The sequence below is a fragment of the Limnohabitans sp. MMS-10A-178 genome (genome assembly GCF_003063375.1).
Classification (GTDB): domain Bacteria; phylum Pseudomonadota; class Gammaproteobacteria; order Burkholderiales; family Burkholderiaceae_C; genus Limnohabitans_A.
In genome coordinates, this window is sequence record NZ_NERY01000002.1 from 129,856 (window position 1) to 144,895 (window position 15,040).

Genomic DNA, 15,040 nt, shown 5'->3' on the forward strand with positions numbered 1-15,040 from the left:
CTTAAAAAGTTCTGCAAAAGTTCAGCAAAAGTTCAGACTCAGCTACCTCGTGTGATGGGCATTTCAACTTCGCCAGGCATGAGCAGATGCTTTGCCAATTCGAGTTTTGCCAAGGAATTGCGGTGAACTTCATCGGGCCCGTCGGCCAATCGCAAAGTGCGCTGGTGTGCGTAGGCGAAGGCCAATGGGAAGTCTTGCGATACACCGCCGCCGCCATGGGCTTGAATGGCCCAGTCAATGATTTGGCAAGCCATTTGAGGCGCCACAATTTTGATCATTGCAATTTCTGCTTTGGCCACTTTGTTGCCCACGGTGTCCATCATGTATGCGGCTTTGAGCGTGAGCAAGCGGGCTTGTTCAATCATGCAGCGTGATTCTGCAATGCGTTCTTGCCACACGGTTTGACGCGCCACTTCGCGGCCAAAGGCCACACGTGTATTGAGGCGTTTGCACATGAGTTCGAGAGCGCGCTCTGCCACCCCAATGGTGCGCATGCAATGGTGAATGCGTCCTGGGCCTAAGCGGCCTTGTGCAATTTCAAAACCACGACCTTCTCCCAAAAGCATATTGCTTGCAGGCACGCGCACATTCTTCAACACCACTTCCATGTGCCCGTGTGGTGCATCGTCATAACCAAATACAGACAAAGCCCGAACCACTTTGATGCCAGGTGTATTGGACGGCACAATGATCATGGACTGTTGCTCATGGCGACCAGCATCTGGATTGGTCTTTCCCATCACGATGTAAACCGCGCAGCGTGGATCGCCGGCACCAGAAGACCACCACTTGCGGCCGTTGATGACGTAGTCGTTGCCATCGCGTTCAATTTGGCATTGGATGTTGGTGGCATCGGAGGAGGCTACGTCGGGCTCAGTCATTAAAAATGCGGAACGAATTTCGCCTCTGAGCAAAGGCTCAAGCCATTGGTCTTTGAGTTCTTCACTGGCATACCGCTCAAAGGTTTCCATGTTGCCTGTGTCGGGCGCTGAGCAATTGAAAATTTCAGCCGCAAAAGGAACGCGCCCCATGATTTCGCACAAGGGTGCATATTCCAAATTGGACAAGCCTTGGGGTGCACGGGGCGACTTAGGCAGAAATAAATTCCAAAGGCCTGCAGCCCTTGCTTTTGGCTTGAGTTCTTCCACAATTTTGGTAGGAATCCAAGCGTTGCCTTTGGCGCGGTTGTCTGCAATTTCTTGAAAGAAGCGAGCCTCGTTGGGGTAAATGTGTTCGTCCATGAAGTCCAGCAAGCGTGCTTGCATTGCTTTGACTTTGTCTGAGTATTCGAATTGCATTGAGGTTCTCCCGTTGGATCTTGAAAATTCTGAAGGGCAGTGAAGGGCAGGGCAGTGAAGTGTTGGCGGTCAGCGAACTTGACTGGCAAAGTGCCACGCCAATTCAGCCATGGGTTTGGCGCCAGCGCCTGATGATTTGGCTTGCTCGCTAGAAGCGGTTCCGTCTACGACGCGCTTGGCGATGCCTTGCAAAATGGCGGCAATGCGAAACAAGTTGTAGGCCATATAGAAATTCCAATCAAGCGCCAACTTTTCTGGGGTAGTAAAGCCTGTTCTCTCACAGTAGCGCTTGATGTATTCAGCTTCATCGGGTATGCCCAGCGCATGGTGATCCAAACCACCAATGCCCCGAAACGAGCCAGGCTTGATATGCCAAGCCATGCAGTGGTAACTAAAGTCAGCCAGCGGATGACCCAAGGTGGAAAGTTCCCAGTCGAGCACGGCCAATATTTTGGGCTCGGTAGGGTGAAACATGAGGTTGTCTAAGCGGTAATCGCCATGAACGATGCTGACCAAGCTTTCATCTTTGGCACTGCTGGGAATATTGGCTGGCAGCCAAGCGATCAAGCTGTCCATCTCTGGGATGACTTGCGTTTGTGAGGCAGCATATTGTTTGCTCCAACGGCCAATTTGCCGCTCGATGTAGCTTCCTGGTTTGCCGTAGTTGGCCAGACCTTGCTCGGCAAACTTCACGCTGTGAAGTGCAGCAATGACGCGATTCATTTCATCGTAAATTTCGCCGCGTTGTGTGTTGGTCATGCCAGGCAAGGACTGATCCCACAAGACACGTCCTGCCACAAACTCCATGACATAAAAAGCACGACCGATGATGGCTTCGTCTTCGCACAGAACATGCATCTGGGCCACGGGCACAGCCGTACCGGACAAGCCTTTCATGACAGTAAATTCACGTTCAATGGCATGTGCGGAAGGCAACAATTTGGCCACAGGGCCAGGCTTGGCCCGCATGACATAGGCGCACTTGGGTGTGATGAGTTTGTAGGTGGGGTTGGATTGGCCTCCTTTGAACATCTCAACGCTGAGCGGGCCTTCAAAGCCTGTCATGTTGGCAAGCAGCCAACTCTCTAGCGCAGAAACATCAAAGGTGTGTGTACCTGTAACTGGGCGGGTGCCCACGAAATGATCAAACTGGCTCATGTGGATATACCGCCATCTAAGAAAGTAATGAGATTGTGCGCTGAGTGGCTCAGTTGTCTGAATTGACAATTTTCAGAAGCGCTTCTCTGTCGAGAACGGTAAGGCCACCAGGCTCGATTTTGATAACTTGCTCGCGTTCCATTTGCTTGAGCTCTTGGTTGACGCGTTGTCTGGATGCGCCCAACAACTGCGCCAATTCCTCTTGCGCCAGTTGCAGGCTGATGCGAATGGCTCTGGCATCTGACAGGCTTGGAACGCCATAGCTGCGCAGCAAGTGATTGAGCTGTTTGGCCAATCGTGCCCTGAGGGGCAAAGTGTTCAAGTCTTCCACCAAGCCAAAAAGCTGGCGAATACGTCTTGCGTGCAAGCGCAACATGGCGTCGTACAACTCGACATGGGACGCCAAAATTTTCTTGAAATCGGCTTTGGCCACGTTGAGCGTGGTGGTCTCGCCGTGCGCATACGCATCGTGCGTGCGCCTGTCGCCGTCGAATATCGATACGTCGCCAAACCAGATGCCAGGCTCGACGTAGGTGAGGGTGATCAATTTGCCCGAGACCGAGGTGGAACTGACGCGCACAGCCCCTTTGGCGCACGCAATCCACTGCTCCGGCGGCTCGCCGCGGGCTGCAATCAGTTCGCCGTCTTTGTGTCGTTTGACGTATGCGCATCTCAGAATGTCGTGTCGAAGGGATGGGGAGAGGGTAGAGAACCAACGACCTGCGTTGATGGACTCTCTTTCCTCCATCGTAAGAATGGGTTCGTCCATAGTCTGTCTTTTGAGTGACTGGGTTGTAAAAAAAGTCGCTTGAGTGACCCGGTCTTATTCGTAGCGCGGTGTTTCTTTGTTCAAAAAGGCCGAAATTCCGATGCCAGCATTGACATGGTGCAAGTTCTTCACAAAATGATCTCGCTCCTGCGCCAGTTGGTGGTTCAAACTGCTTGCGTCTGCGTCATTGAGAAGTTCTTTGATGCTGGCAAGGGCATTGGGCGCTTTGTTGTTCAACAAACTGGCTCTGCTTAAAGCGGTACCCAAGGCTTGACCAGGCTCACACAGTAGGTTGACAACGCCCAATTGGTGGAGTCGTTCGGCGCCAATGCGCTCTCCAAACATCAACAACTCTGTGGCCAACTGGCGAGGAACACAGCGTGACAAACTCCATGTTCCACCGCCATCAGGTGACAAGGCAATGTTGCTGTAGGCCATGACAAAAATGCTGTTGCGCGCAGCCACAATCAAATCGCAAGCCAAGGCCAAGGAAAAACCTGCGCCTGCTGCTGGGCCCTCGACGGCTGCAATCACTGGCTTTGGAAAGGTGCGAATGGCTTCGATCAAATTGTGCAGGCCTTCGATGCTTTGGGCTTGGTGCTCGGGGGGCAATTGACGGTTTTGGTTCAAACGTTGCAAATTGCCGCCGGCACTGAAGATGCCACCTTGCCCTGTGATGACCACGCTTTTGATGTCGGTGCTGCTCTCGGCCACGCTCAGTGCTTCTACACCTGCAGCATACATTTCGGGGCCAAGTGCGTTTCTGTGTTCAGGGTTGCTCAAAGTGAGAATGAGCGTGGCGCCTTCGCTGGTACTGAGCAGTTGGGCTGACATGCTTTAGTCCTCAGTGTGCAATAGGGACAAACCGATGGCGCCACGTCGACGCAGCCACGGGCTAGGGCGATAGCGTGGATCGCCGTAAACGGTTTGCAAATTGAACAGCACTTCAAGCACGTTGGTCGGGCCCAATTTGTCGCCCAGGGCGAGAGGGCCCACCGGGTAACCTAGGCCCAAAGTGACAGCCACGTCGAGATCTTTGGGTGAACAAACGCCTTGTTGGCACATGTCTGATGCAATGTTCACGATGTTGGCCACCACGCGTTGGGTAATGAAGCCACCACTGTCACGTACCACGCTCACAGCTTTGCCATCCTTGGCAAAGAGGGCGTGTGCCGCATCTCGCATGTCGGAGCGTGTAGCAGGGTTGGTGGCCAAGACTCGTCGTTTGGTTGCTGCATCGTCAAACAACATATCGATTCCAATGGTGCGAGCAGGATCAAGACGCTCTACAACAGCAACTGTTGTGACATCAAAGCCCAAGGGCGCTACCAGCGTGAGTGCATGGGGTGAGGGTGAAGCACCAGTTTCGATGGTGGCACCCAAATCCTTGAGCAGTTGTAAAAGCTCCAAACGTCTTGATGCCCGCGGCGATACCCAAACCGGCGGAAACTCTTTGACATCGGGCACAGCTTGGTCTGGCGCCACAATGGCTTTGCCATCCAGATATTGGTAGAAGCCTTCTCCTACTTTTTTACCCACCACACCGCCTGCCAAGCGTTGAGCCGTAATGACGCTGGGACGATATCGGGGTTCTTGGTAGTACTGGTTGTAGATGGACTCCATGACAGGGTGCGACACATCTAAGGCAGTGAGGTCGAACAACTCGAAAGGGCCGAGTTTGAAACCAACCTGGTCTTTCAATATTCGGTCGATGGTGGCGAAGTCGGCAACACCTTCAGAGACGATGCGCAAGGCTTCTGTGCCATAGCCACGGCCTGCATGGTTGACGATAAAGCCTGGTGTATCGTTGGCTTGCACAGGCGTATGGCCCATTTGCTTGGCAAATTCGGTAAGCCGCACACAAACATCGGGGCTGGTTTTAAGACCAGCAATGACTTCAACCACCTTCATGAGTGGCACGGGGTTGAAGAAGTGGTAGCCCGCAAATTGTGAAGGGCGCTTTAAAGCTGCAGCGATGGCTGTGACGGAGAGTGAAGATGTGTTGGTCACCAGCACAGTGGTTTCTTCAACCAAGTTTTCTAGCTCAATGAACAAACTTTTCTTGATATCGAGTCGCTCGACAATGGCTTCCACAATCAAATTGCATTTTTGGAGATCTTGCAATTGATTGGCGGTATGCAGTTGGGCTTTGTATTTACCAACTGTTTCAGTATCCAAGCGGCCTTTGGCGAGCAATGAATCCCAAACTTGGTGGACTGCAGCCAAAGCTTTTTGGCTAGCTTCTGCTTGGGTGTCGTAAAGAAATACTTGGCTACCTGCTTGAGCTGCAATTTGAGCGATGCCTCGGCCCATGGCCCCTGCACCAATGACAGCAACTTTTTGAAATGCAATGTTCATTTTTAGCGCCTTACTTGCAATGCACCCGGATTGACAATGTTGGTGGGGGTTCCCTTGATGAAATTGACCACGTTGTCGAAGGCAGCACCAAAATACAGCTCGTAGCTGTCTTTCTCGACATACCCAATGTGGGGTGTGCAAATGCAGTTTTCTAGACGCAGCAAGGCATGGCCTTGCAAGATGGGCTCATGTTCAAATACATCGATGGCTGCCAAGCCGGGTCTGCCGCGATTCAATGCGCTAATGAGTGCATCGGGTTCTATCAACTCAGCCCTAGAAGTGTTGACAATCATGGCGCTTGTTTTCATGCGCATCAAGTCTTCTAATTTCACGATACCTCGGGTGCTGTCGTTGAGTCTGATGTGAAGGGAGATGACGTCGCACTGCTCAAAAAAAGCATCGCGTGAGCTTGCTGGAATGAAACCATCTTTCACAGCTTTTTCGCGTGAAGATTCGCTACCCCAAACCACCACTTGCATGCCAAATGCTTTGGCATAGCCTGCAACCAGTTGGCCAATTTTGCCGTAACCCCAAATTCCAAATGTTCGGCCACGCAGCACGGTTCCTAGACCAAAATTGGCTGGCATAGAGGCAGACTTCAAGCCAGATTGTTGCCAAGCGCCGTGTTTAAGATTGCCAATGTACTGGGGTATGCGGCGGGCAGCGGCCATGACCAATGCCCAAGTCAATTCTGCAGGCGCATAGGGGGAGCCAGTGCCCTGAGCCACAGCGATGCCTCTTTCAGAACAGGCTTCTAAGTCGATGTGGGAGCCAGCACCACCTGTTTGGGAGATGAGTTTGAGGCGCGGTAGCTTTTCGAGCAACTGCCTGTTGAGGTGAGTTCGTTCGCGAACGAGAACCAAGATATCTGCATCTTTGAGACGAACAGACAACTGACCCAAGCCTTTAACGGTGTTGGTGTAGACCTTTGCGTTGTAGGCGTCGAGTTTGGCGGCGCAGTCTAGTTTTCGGACGACATCTTGGTAGTCGTCAAGGATCACAATGTTCATAGGCACTATTGTGCCTTGCCCAAAGGCTTTCATTGGGGGTGAAGGTGAAATTTAGGCCCCCATGAGAGCTCAGTTTAGTGATCTTAGTTTAGTGATGCAAGGGCGCTTTGTTTTGGGCTTCGAGAGCGACCAAGCGGTCGAGCTCGGCGCAGACATCGGCCATGCGACCTGAAATGACCATGCGGCCGGCACAATTGGGAGCCTCGCCGTGCTCAGCCACTCGAAGAACGCGCAGTGCCAACTGTTTGGACAGCCTGCTTTCTTGGGCTGAATTGGCTCCAAGGTGTATTGCCTGAGCGGGATGTTGCTCGAGATGGGCTGCGGCACTCATGAATTTTTGGATGCCGTTGTAAATGCTGGAAATACCAAAGAGAGCGAATGTCATGTTGATCCTTTAATGTGGGCTTGCTTACATCAAGAGCGTGTTGCGAATGAGGCCAACGGCCAAACCTTCGATGTCGAAGGGCTCGCCAGGGTTGACCAAAATGATGGGGTAATCTGGGTTTTCGGGCAAAAGCTCGATACGGTCTGCTTGGCGGCGCAGGCGCTTAACGGTTACTTCCTCGCCAAGGCGCGCAACCACAATTTGGCCATTGCGAACTTCTTTGGTGGCTTTGACGGCTAGCAGGTCGCCGTCCATGATGCCTGCGTCGCGCATGGACATGCCTCGCACTCTGAGCAGATAGTCGGGTTGCTCTTGAAACAAGTGGCTTTCGACATGGTAGGTTCGATCGACGTGTTCTTGGGCCAGAATAGGGGAACCTGCTGCAACTCGGCCGATGAGTGGCAATGCCAGTTGGGCAAAACCAGGCAAGGGGAGGCTGAAAAGGTCGCTGGAGTTGCGCAGGTTGTCGCGGGAAGAACCTTTGAGGCGGATACCCCGGGAAGTGCCACTGACCAGATCGATAGCACCTTTTCGGGCCAAGGCCTGAAGGTGTTCTTCTGCGGCGTTGGCTGATTTGAAGCCCAATACTTGAGCTATTTCAGCTCGGGTAGGGGGGGCTCCCGTTTCGGCAATGGTTTTTTGGATGAGTTCCAAAATTTCTTGCTGCCGCGCCGTGAGCTTGGGTTGATCGATCATGATGCACTCCTTGTGAGCTGTCTGTTTGGAAGAATGAACTTATGTTGGCAACTGCAATTCACTGTTTTCTTATCCAGTAACTGTATTTTTAACCAGTCTTTTTAGAAATGCAAGCAAAAAATCAAAAAATTGTTGTTTTAGGCACAGGTGGCACCATAGCGGGGGTGTCTGCCTCTGCGAATGAAGGGCTTGCCTACAAGGCCGCCCAACGCGGCATTGACGATTTGTTAGAAGTGGCGCTCGGCCATCAAAAGCATTGGCCAGAGGCCTTGTCTGATTACCAATTTGACTCTGAACAAGTGGCTCAGCTTGACAGCAAGGACATGGACTTTGAGACTTGGATGCATTTGGCGCAACGCTGTGAGCATTGGTTGTCGCAAAGCAATGTGGCGGGTCTTGTCATTACCCACGGCACAGATACGCTTGAAGAAACAGCTTACTTTTTGTCCCATGTGTTGAGCACTGCCAAGCCCATCGTGCTGACGTGTGCCATGCGCCCCGCCAACTTCAAGGATGCAGACGGGCCTCAAAACTTGAGAGATGCCATGTTGCTTGCAGCCACCACCCATGAGTTGGGTGTTTGCTTGGTGGCTGCAGGTGAAATTCACCACAGTCAATATGTTCAAAAAGTCCACCCTACTCGGTTGAACGCTTTTGACTCTGGTGAAACAGGTATGGCGGGGAGAGTTCACAATGACCGGGTTGAATGGCTGGAGTCATTCAATTCACCCAAGATGACAGACAAATTGAGAGTCTCTCAATTGCCACCTGCAAGCAAATGGCCCTGGGTTGAAATTGTGATGAACCACGTGAATGCTTCAGCACTGCACATTGAGGCCTTGGTTCAGGCAGGGGTCAAGGGGCTGGTTGTGGCCGGAACAGGCAACGGTTCAATGAGCACCAAACTCAAGCAGAGTTTGGTGCTCGCGCAAAAAGCAGGCGTACAGATTCGCTTAAGCACTCGTTGCAATCAGGGCTCTGTGATACCTACTGAAAGCCATATTTTTGATGCCACGAGCGGTTTAAGCCCAGTGAAAACAAGAGTGGCCTTGATGCTGGACATGATGTCGCAGCTTCAAAGCCACTGATTGCATTTAGTCTGAAAACGGCGATTAGCGTATTGGCTTAGTGAGTTGCGCCCAAGGCCTGCATTGCGCGCTGTGTAATGTCTTCGACAGAGCCCATGCCACTGATTGCGCGGTATTGAGGGGCACTCTGAGCTTCGCGTTGAGCCCATTCAGAGTAGTAGGCCACCAAGGGACGTGTTTGCTGGCTGTAGACATCCAAGCGTTTTTTCACGGTTTCTTCTTTGTCATCTTCGCGTTGAACCAAGGGCTCTCCGGTGACGTCGTCTTTGCCGTCGGCTTTGGGCGGATTGAATTTGACGTGGTAGGTGCGGCCCGATGCAGGATGTGAACGGCGACCACTCATGCGTTCGACAATGGCATCAAATGGCACATCTATTTCAAGGACATAGTCCAACTTGACGCCGGCAACCTTCATGGCATCGGCTTGGGGAATGGTGCGTGGAAAACCGTCAAACAAGAAACCATTGGAGCAGTCTGCTTGTGCAATGCGCTCTTTGACGAGGTTGATGATGAGGTCGTCGCTGACCAAACCGCCCGATTCCATCACGGCCTTGGCTTGCAAGCCAAGCGGGGTGCCAGCCTTGACTGCAGCGCGCAACATATCGCCAGTTGAGATTTGAGGAATGGCAAATTTCTGGCAGATGAATGCGGCTTGGGTTCCCTTACCAGCACCTGGCGCACCTAAAAGAATGAGTCTCATGAATGTCCCGAATAGTTGTTAATCTTTCGCCATGGCTTGGATGGCTGTCTTTGGAGAATATCACGGGAAACCTTTTTTTACCTGACTTCCACCTTCTGCCACTTTCAAGGTTTGAGCAAGGCACGCACTTTCTCTAAGTCTTCGGGGGTATCAACGCCGGGCCCGGGTGCATCTGGCGTGATGTGCACGGCTATTTTGTGGCCGTGCCACATGGCCCGCAATTGCTCTAATGCTTCCCCTTTTTCAATGGGGGCGGGCGTCATGCTTGGGAAACTTTGTAAAAACCCAACGCGGTAAGCATAGATGCCTATGTGCCTGAGAGGTGCAGGTTTGGGCAAACTTTGGATACCCTGCGCAAAGCCATCGCGCCACCAAGGAATGGGGGCTCGGCTGAAATAAAGGGCCAATTGCTCTTTGTCTAAAACCACTTTCACCACATTGGAATTGGTGAATTCTGAGAGATCATGAATTTCATGGGCTGCCGTGCTCATGCTAGCGCTCGGGCGTTGTTCAAGCAAGGCAGCGACTTGGTTGATGAGCGTCGGGTTAATAAGGGGTTCGTCCCCTTGCACATTCACCACCAGGTCGTTGGGTCCAAGTTGCAGCAGCGCGCTGGCTTCAGCCAAGCGGTCACTGCCGCTTGGGTGATCATTTCGAGTGAGTAAAGCCCTAATGCCATGGGCCTGACAGACATCAACAATGTCGATGCTGTCGGCAGCGACCACCACTTGTGCAGCATGCGAAAGAGCTGCCCTTTGCGCGACCCGAACCACCATGGGCAAACCATGGATATCTGCCAAGGGTTTGTTGGGCAGTCGGGTAGAGGCTAAGCGGGCAGGAACAATGACAGTAAAGGATTGCGTCATGTCTGACTTAAAAAAATGAGTCAAAAAGAATCAAAAAGGATTCAAGAGAAATCTAAACAAGGGGGGTGCGGGGTTTGAGTTGTTCTAACTCTTCATCGCTGAGTGTCCGAGCTTCGTTTTCAAGCAGGATGGGAATTCCATTTCGAATTGGGTAAGCCAACCTAGCGCTGCGCGACCAGATTTCTTGCAAGTCGCGCTGCACATCAAGAGGGCCCTTGGTGACTGGGCAAACCAAAAGTTCAAGTAATTTCGTGTCCATGTCTCAATGATACCTGTGACGGCTTTGAAAAAGTTGATCAAAGGCTTTCCAAAAAGCATCCTCGGCTTCAAAAACCAATGGAATGGCAAGTGCTTGCGGATGTCGCGCCCACAATTTGAGGGCATCTTTTTCGGTACACAAAAGTGGCATTTCGGGATGCGCTGGATTCCAAGCGGCAAAATCATCGTGATCAGGCAGTGCGCTTGAATGTGCAATTTGGAATTGAGCGTTTTCAAGCATGGCCAAAAAAGCTTCAGGTTTGGCAATGCCCGATACCACTTCGACTCTTTGGGATTTCAAGCTTTCTGTTGGAATTTGTTGGCCTTTAGAAGTCAATGCAAAGGGGCTGAGTTCTCTGTTTGATTCAAAGCCTTCTGGCAAGGTGCGTTGATGGCTGTGCAACAACAAATCAATGGGCCGTGGCCATGGTTCTCGCAACGGACCAGCCGGTAGCAAGTGACCATTGCCCAAGCCCATGGCGTCCATCACACAAATTTCAATGTCACGTTGCAGCGCGATGTGTTGAAGTCCATCGTCACAAACCAACACACGGACCTCGGGAAAATGTTGCAGCAAATGTTGGGCGGCTTCCACACGGTTAGAGCCCACCACCACGGGTACACCGCATTTTTGAAAAATCATGAGCGGTTCATCGCCGACCTCGCTCACCAAGCTTCCTGGCTGAACAATTTGCAGATCTGAAAGAGTTCGCCCATAGCCACGAGATACAACGCCAACTTTGTGCCCTTGGGTTTTTAATCGCAGAGCAAGGGCCATGGTGAGGGGGGTTTTTCCGCCACCACCCGCCACCACGTTGCCCACCACGATAACCGTGGCATTGACTTGGTGCTGTTTGAAAAGGCCTAAGGCATATGCCAATTTTCGAAGTCTGATTAACAGGCTGTAAAGGAGTTCGATGGGCCACAGCAAATAGGTGATGGCACTGCGGGTACGCCAATACTTCGGAAGATTCTGAAAGTAATTGGACATGGTGGGTGAATTAGGGTTTGGCAGTTTGCGATGGTTTTTGAGTCGCAAATGCAATTTTTGAAACCCCATTCATTCGAGCAGCTTCCAATACATTGACCACTGATTGATGGCTGGCAGAGCCATCTGCTTTGATGAGCAAAGAAGCGTCTAGCTGGCGCAGCTCAGAAAGTGCATTAGTCAGGTCGATCAAACTTCTCCCTTCAAGCTTGACGCCATTGACAGCGTAGTTGCCTTGTGAACTCACCGACACCACCCAAGCTGTTGAAGGCTCTGTATTGGCTTGAGCCGAAGCACTGGGCAAGCTGACATTCATTTCATTGAACTTGGACCAGGTGGTGGTCAACATCAAAAAAATGAGGACAACCAAGAGCACATCAATGAATGGAATCAGATTGATGTCCGGTTCAATGCTGGTGTTCTTTCTAAATTTCAATTTGGCTCACTCTTGGCTTGATATTATTCACGCATGGCGGCAAGGTGTCTGGCAAACTTCTCGGAAGCCCACTCCATTTGCAACACCAAACGGTCAACCTTGGACTTGAAAAAGCGCCATGCTATTAAACAGGGTATGGCCACAATCAGGCCTAAGGCCGTGTTGTAAAGCGCAATAGAAATGCCGTGCGCCAATTCTGTAGGCTGTTGTTGGCCTGGTGTTTGAAGTCCAAACAATTCAATCATGCCCACCACGGTACCCAATAAACCTAACAAGGGAGAGGCGGAAGCCAGTGTGGCCAAGGCGGTGAGATAGCGCTCTAAGCCTTGTGCCGCCATTCGACCTTCCATTTCCATACTTTCACGAACATCTTGATGGCTGGCATTGGGAGAAAGTGCCAAGGTTTGAAGGCCAGTTGCAAAAATAGGACCCACAGCGCCCATCTGCGCAATTTCTTGGATGGCGGCGTTGCTGGGAAACCCTTGTTGTGTGCTTTCAATGGCGCGCTGAAAAGCGAGTTCCGGAATGACCTTGGAGGTTCGCAGGGCATAAAAGCGCTCCAAAATGATGGCGAGCGCAAAAATGGAACAGGCAATGAGGGGCCAAACGGGCCATCCTGCGGCTTGTATGATGCTTATCAAAATCAAACTTTCTACTTCTGGATTCAGTTTTGATTATGGCTGATCGAATTGTTCTGCTTTTCTGTGGATAACTTTGTGAAGAACAGGGTGTCAGAATCGCGGAAAACCGCATGAATCCTAGCTTTTTTCACAGTGCTTCTTTTTTAAACAGGAAATTGATTAAATAAATCAATAGCTTACATGAATCAATGCTTGCCAAACCCACATCATGGCGGTGCTGTGCCAGCATCATTCAGGCTGTGGACTGATTCAGCAAGAAAACACAAGCTTTTGCCAACAAAATAGGTCTGAACACCGCAAAAAATAAGGTTTTTTTATGGCGAGAATAGATTCTGAGCAACGCATATGGTCAGTTGGCGCACTTTGCCTTGCAATTGCAGATACTTTAAATGCCAGGTTCAATCCTGTTGCGGTGAAAGGTGAGATTTCTGGCTTCTCAAGGGCAGCCAGCGGTCATTGTTATTTCAACCTCAAGGACGAGAGCGGGCAAATTCGCTGTGCCATGTTCAAAAGAGCTGCCAGCGCCATTGGGTTCATGCCCAGAGACGGTGAACTGGTGGAGGTTCGGGGAAAGTTGGGTGTTTATGAGGCACGTGGAGATTTACAATTGGTGGTTGAAACTATGCAAAGGGCAGGTCAGGGCGACCTGTTTGCGCAGTTTCTAAAGCTCAAGGCCAAACTCGAAGCTGAAGGACTTTTCGAGCCCTCGCGCAAGCGTGACATTCCCATGCAGCCGCGCGCCATTGGCGTCATTACCTCCCTTGGTGCGGCCGCATTGCACGATGTGGTTTCTGCGTTGCAAAGGCGAGTGCCTCACATTCCAGTCATTTTGGCACCGGCTTCAGTACAGGGCGCTAATGCACCCTTGGAGATGTTGCATAGCCTTCAAAAATTGGTGGCTTGGCAGGGAAATGCCGTCAGCGCTTCAAACAAAGCTCAGACCGAAAAAATGGCAATTGACGTTATTTTGATGGTTCGAGGGGGTGGCTCGATAGAAGATCTGTGGGCCTTCAATGACGAGGCGCTGGTTCGAGCCATTGCGTCTTGTCCCATTCCCATTGTTTCGGGCGTGGGCCATGAAACCGATTTCACTTTGACCGATTTTGTGGCTGACCTGCGTGCGCCCACGCCCACAGCGGCGGCAGAATTGGTGGCCACGGCTCGGGATCTGCTGATGGGCCAGCTTTTGCACACTCAAGAAGCTTTTTCAACAGCGCTCACCAGTCATTTAGACCGGATGAGCCAAAATTTGGATTGGATTGCCAATCGGCTGGGCCGTCCATCGGGCCGTTTGAATGATCAAAAGGCACACCTGATGCGCCTTGGACAATCGCTTCAATTTGGGCTAAAAACACAAGTTCAAGTGCGCCGACAAACTCTTGCTCGGCATTCCGAAAACCTTCCTCGCGGGCTTCAGAAAAGCTTCCAATGTCATCAGCAAAAAGCCATCAACTTGAGCACTCGATTGGGTCTTTTAGATCCTCACTTGGTGTTGGAGCGAGGATATGCATGGCTGACCGACGAAAGCGGCGTGGCCATGACTCATGCCAGGGACTTTGAGTCTCAGCAATCGGTGACGGCCACACTGGCCGATGGACAAGTTAAATTGCAAGTGAAGTAGTGAACCCACTGATTGACGCAAGTTGGCTAGATACGACCCCAAATGGGCTGGGCCTTTAGAGAGATTTTTTCAGACAAGAAGGCGCGTTCAACTTACAATAGTCTTTTAGATTTTCACCGCACTTTATAGAGGAACACATGGAACACACCCTGCCAGCACTGCCTTATGCCATCGACGCATTGGCACCGCACTACAGCCAAGAAACTCTGGAATTTCACCATGGTAAGCACCACAATGCTTACGTTGTGAACTTGAACAATTTGCAAAAGGGCACTGAGTTTGAATCAATGTCTCTGGAAGAAATCATCAAAAAATCCAGCGGCGGCGTCTACAACAATTCTGCTCAAATTTGGAACCACACCTTCTTTTGGAATTGCATGAAGCCCAATGGCGGTGGTGAGCCTACGGGTGCTTTGGCAGCGGCTATCAACGCCAAGTTTGGCTCTTATGCCGCATTCAAAGAAGCCTTCGTGAAGAGCGCGGTGGGCAACTTTGGTTCAGGTTGGACATGGTTGGTAAAAAAGGCTGACGGCAGCGTTGACATCGTCAACATGGGCGCAGCTGGTACACCCCTCACCACTGCCGACAAAGCTTTGCTCACAGTAGATGTTTGGGAGCATGCTTACTACATCGATTACCGCAATTTGCGTCCTAAGTTTGTCGAAACATTCCTCGACAAATTGGTCAACTGGTCATTTGCAGAAGCCAATTTCGCCTAATTGACAGTAGGACTGAGATCACTTTGATTTCAGTCCCATCCAATAAAAA

At 51.3% G+C, this 15,040-nt stretch carries 17 protein-coding genes; 3 read left to right on the forward strand and 14 right to left on the reverse strand.

Going from position 1 to position 15,040, the window contains the following annotated elements; all coding sequences use genetic code 11:
* Positions 1-38: 38 nt before the first annotated feature.
* From B9Z32_RS09610 to lexA, 8 genes are all read right to left on the reverse strand, one after another.
* Positions 39-1,298: an acyl-CoA dehydrogenase family protein gene (locus tag B9Z32_RS09610; RefSeq protein WP_108421209.1), complete on the reverse strand. Its 1,260-nt coding sequence runs from the start codon at positions 1,296-1,298 to the stop codon at positions 39-41.
* A gap of 69 nt (positions 1,299-1,367) precedes the next feature.
* Positions 1,368-2,456 (reverse strand): phosphotransferase, encoded by a 1,089-nt coding sequence (locus B9Z32_RS09615; RefSeq protein WP_108421210.1) that lies wholly within the window; start codon positions 2,454-2,456, stop codon positions 1,368-1,370.
* Positions 2,457-2,505: 49 nt separating this feature from the next.
* The gene (locus B9Z32_RS09620; protein WP_108421211.1) at positions 2,506-3,225 is read right to left on the reverse strand and encodes a Crp/Fnr family transcriptional regulator; all 720 of its coding nucleotides are present in this window, start codon (positions 3,223-3,225) and stop codon (positions 2,506-2,508) included.
* 54 nt (positions 3,226-3,279) lie between these two features.
* Positions 3,280-4,059, reverse strand: a complete 780-nt coding sequence (locus tag B9Z32_RS09625; protein ID WP_108421212.1) for an oxepin-CoA hydrolase, alternative type — start codon at positions 4,057-4,059, stop codon at positions 3,280-3,282.
* 3 nt (positions 4,060-4,062) lie between these two features.
* Entirely contained in the window at positions 4,063-5,583 is a 1,521-nt protein-coding gene (locus B9Z32_RS09630) for a 3-hydroxyacyl-CoA dehydrogenase (RefSeq protein ID WP_108421213.1), read from the reverse strand.
* Between the two features lie 2 nt (positions 5,584-5,585).
* Entirely contained in the window at positions 5,586-6,593 is a 1,008-nt protein-coding gene (locus B9Z32_RS09635; protein ID WP_108421589.1) for a D-2-hydroxyacid dehydrogenase family protein, read from the reverse strand.
* Between the two features lie 88 nt (positions 6,594-6,681).
* Positions 6,682-6,978, reverse strand: coding sequence for a hypothetical protein (locus tag B9Z32_RS09640; RefSeq protein WP_108421214.1), 297 nt, complete (start codon positions 6,976-6,978; stop codon positions 6,682-6,684).
* A gap of 24 nt (positions 6,979-7,002) precedes the next feature.
* The gene (gene lexA, locus B9Z32_RS09645) at positions 7,003-7,674 is read right to left on the reverse strand and encodes a transcriptional repressor LexA (RefSeq protein WP_108421215.1); all 672 of its coding nucleotides are present in this window, start codon (positions 7,672-7,674) and stop codon (positions 7,003-7,005) included.
* Positions 7,675-7,781: 107 nt separating this feature from the next.
* Here lexA and B9Z32_RS09650 point away from each other — a divergent pair, with 107 nt between their 5' ends.
* Entirely contained in the window at positions 7,782-8,762 is a 981-nt protein-coding gene (locus B9Z32_RS09650; protein WP_108421216.1) for an asparaginase, read from the forward strand.
* Between the two features lie 37 nt (positions 8,763-8,799).
* Here the strand turns inward: B9Z32_RS09650 and adk are convergent, their stop codons facing one another.
* The 6 genes from adk to B9Z32_RS09680 all read right to left on the reverse strand — a co-directional run bounded on the left by adk (position 8,800) and on the right by B9Z32_RS09680 (position 12,651).
* Complete coding sequence (gene adk, locus B9Z32_RS09655) at positions 8,800-9,462, reverse strand: adenylate kinase (protein ID WP_108421217.1); 663 nt, start codon at positions 9,460-9,462, stop codon at positions 8,800-8,802.
* A 104-nt stretch (positions 9,463-9,566) separates the two neighbouring features.
* On the reverse strand, positions 9,567-10,328 hold the full coding sequence (gene kdsB, locus B9Z32_RS09660) for a 3-deoxy-manno-octulosonate cytidylyltransferase (protein WP_108421218.1): 762 nt from the start codon (positions 10,326-10,328) through the stop codon (positions 9,567-9,569).
* Between the two features lie 52 nt (positions 10,329-10,380).
* Entirely contained in the window at positions 10,381-10,587 is a 207-nt protein-coding gene (locus B9Z32_RS09665; RefSeq protein WP_108421219.1) for a Trm112 family protein, read from the reverse strand.
* A gap of 3 nt (positions 10,588-10,590) precedes the next feature.
* Entirely contained in the window at positions 10,591-11,577 is a 987-nt protein-coding gene (lpxK, locus tag B9Z32_RS09670; protein ID WP_108421220.1) for a tetraacyldisaccharide 4'-kinase, read from the reverse strand.
* A gap of 10 nt (positions 11,578-11,587) precedes the next feature.
* On the reverse strand, positions 11,588-12,010 hold the full coding sequence (locus B9Z32_RS09675; RefSeq protein WP_108421221.1) for a biopolymer transporter ExbD: 423 nt from the start codon (positions 12,008-12,010) through the stop codon (positions 11,588-11,590).
* 23 nt (positions 12,011-12,033) lie between these two features.
* A complete protein-coding gene (locus B9Z32_RS09680; RefSeq protein WP_108421590.1) occupies positions 12,034-12,651 on the reverse strand; it encodes a MotA/TolQ/ExbB proton channel family protein in 618 nt (205 codons plus the stop codon).
* Between the two features lie 316 nt (positions 12,652-12,967).
* Between B9Z32_RS09680 and xseA the strand changes: the two genes are divergently transcribed.
* Together xseA and B9Z32_RS09690 are read left to right on the forward strand one after the other, a co-directional pair.
* Positions 12,968-14,272, forward strand: coding sequence for an exodeoxyribonuclease VII large subunit (gene xseA, locus B9Z32_RS09685; protein WP_108421222.1), 1,305 nt, complete (start codon positions 12,968-12,970; stop codon positions 14,270-14,272).
* Between the two features lie 137 nt (positions 14,273-14,409).
* Positions 14,410-14,991, forward strand: coding sequence for a superoxide dismutase (locus B9Z32_RS09690; protein WP_108421223.1), 582 nt, complete (start codon positions 14,410-14,412; stop codon positions 14,989-14,991).
* Positions 14,992-15,040 lie beyond the last annotated feature (49 nt).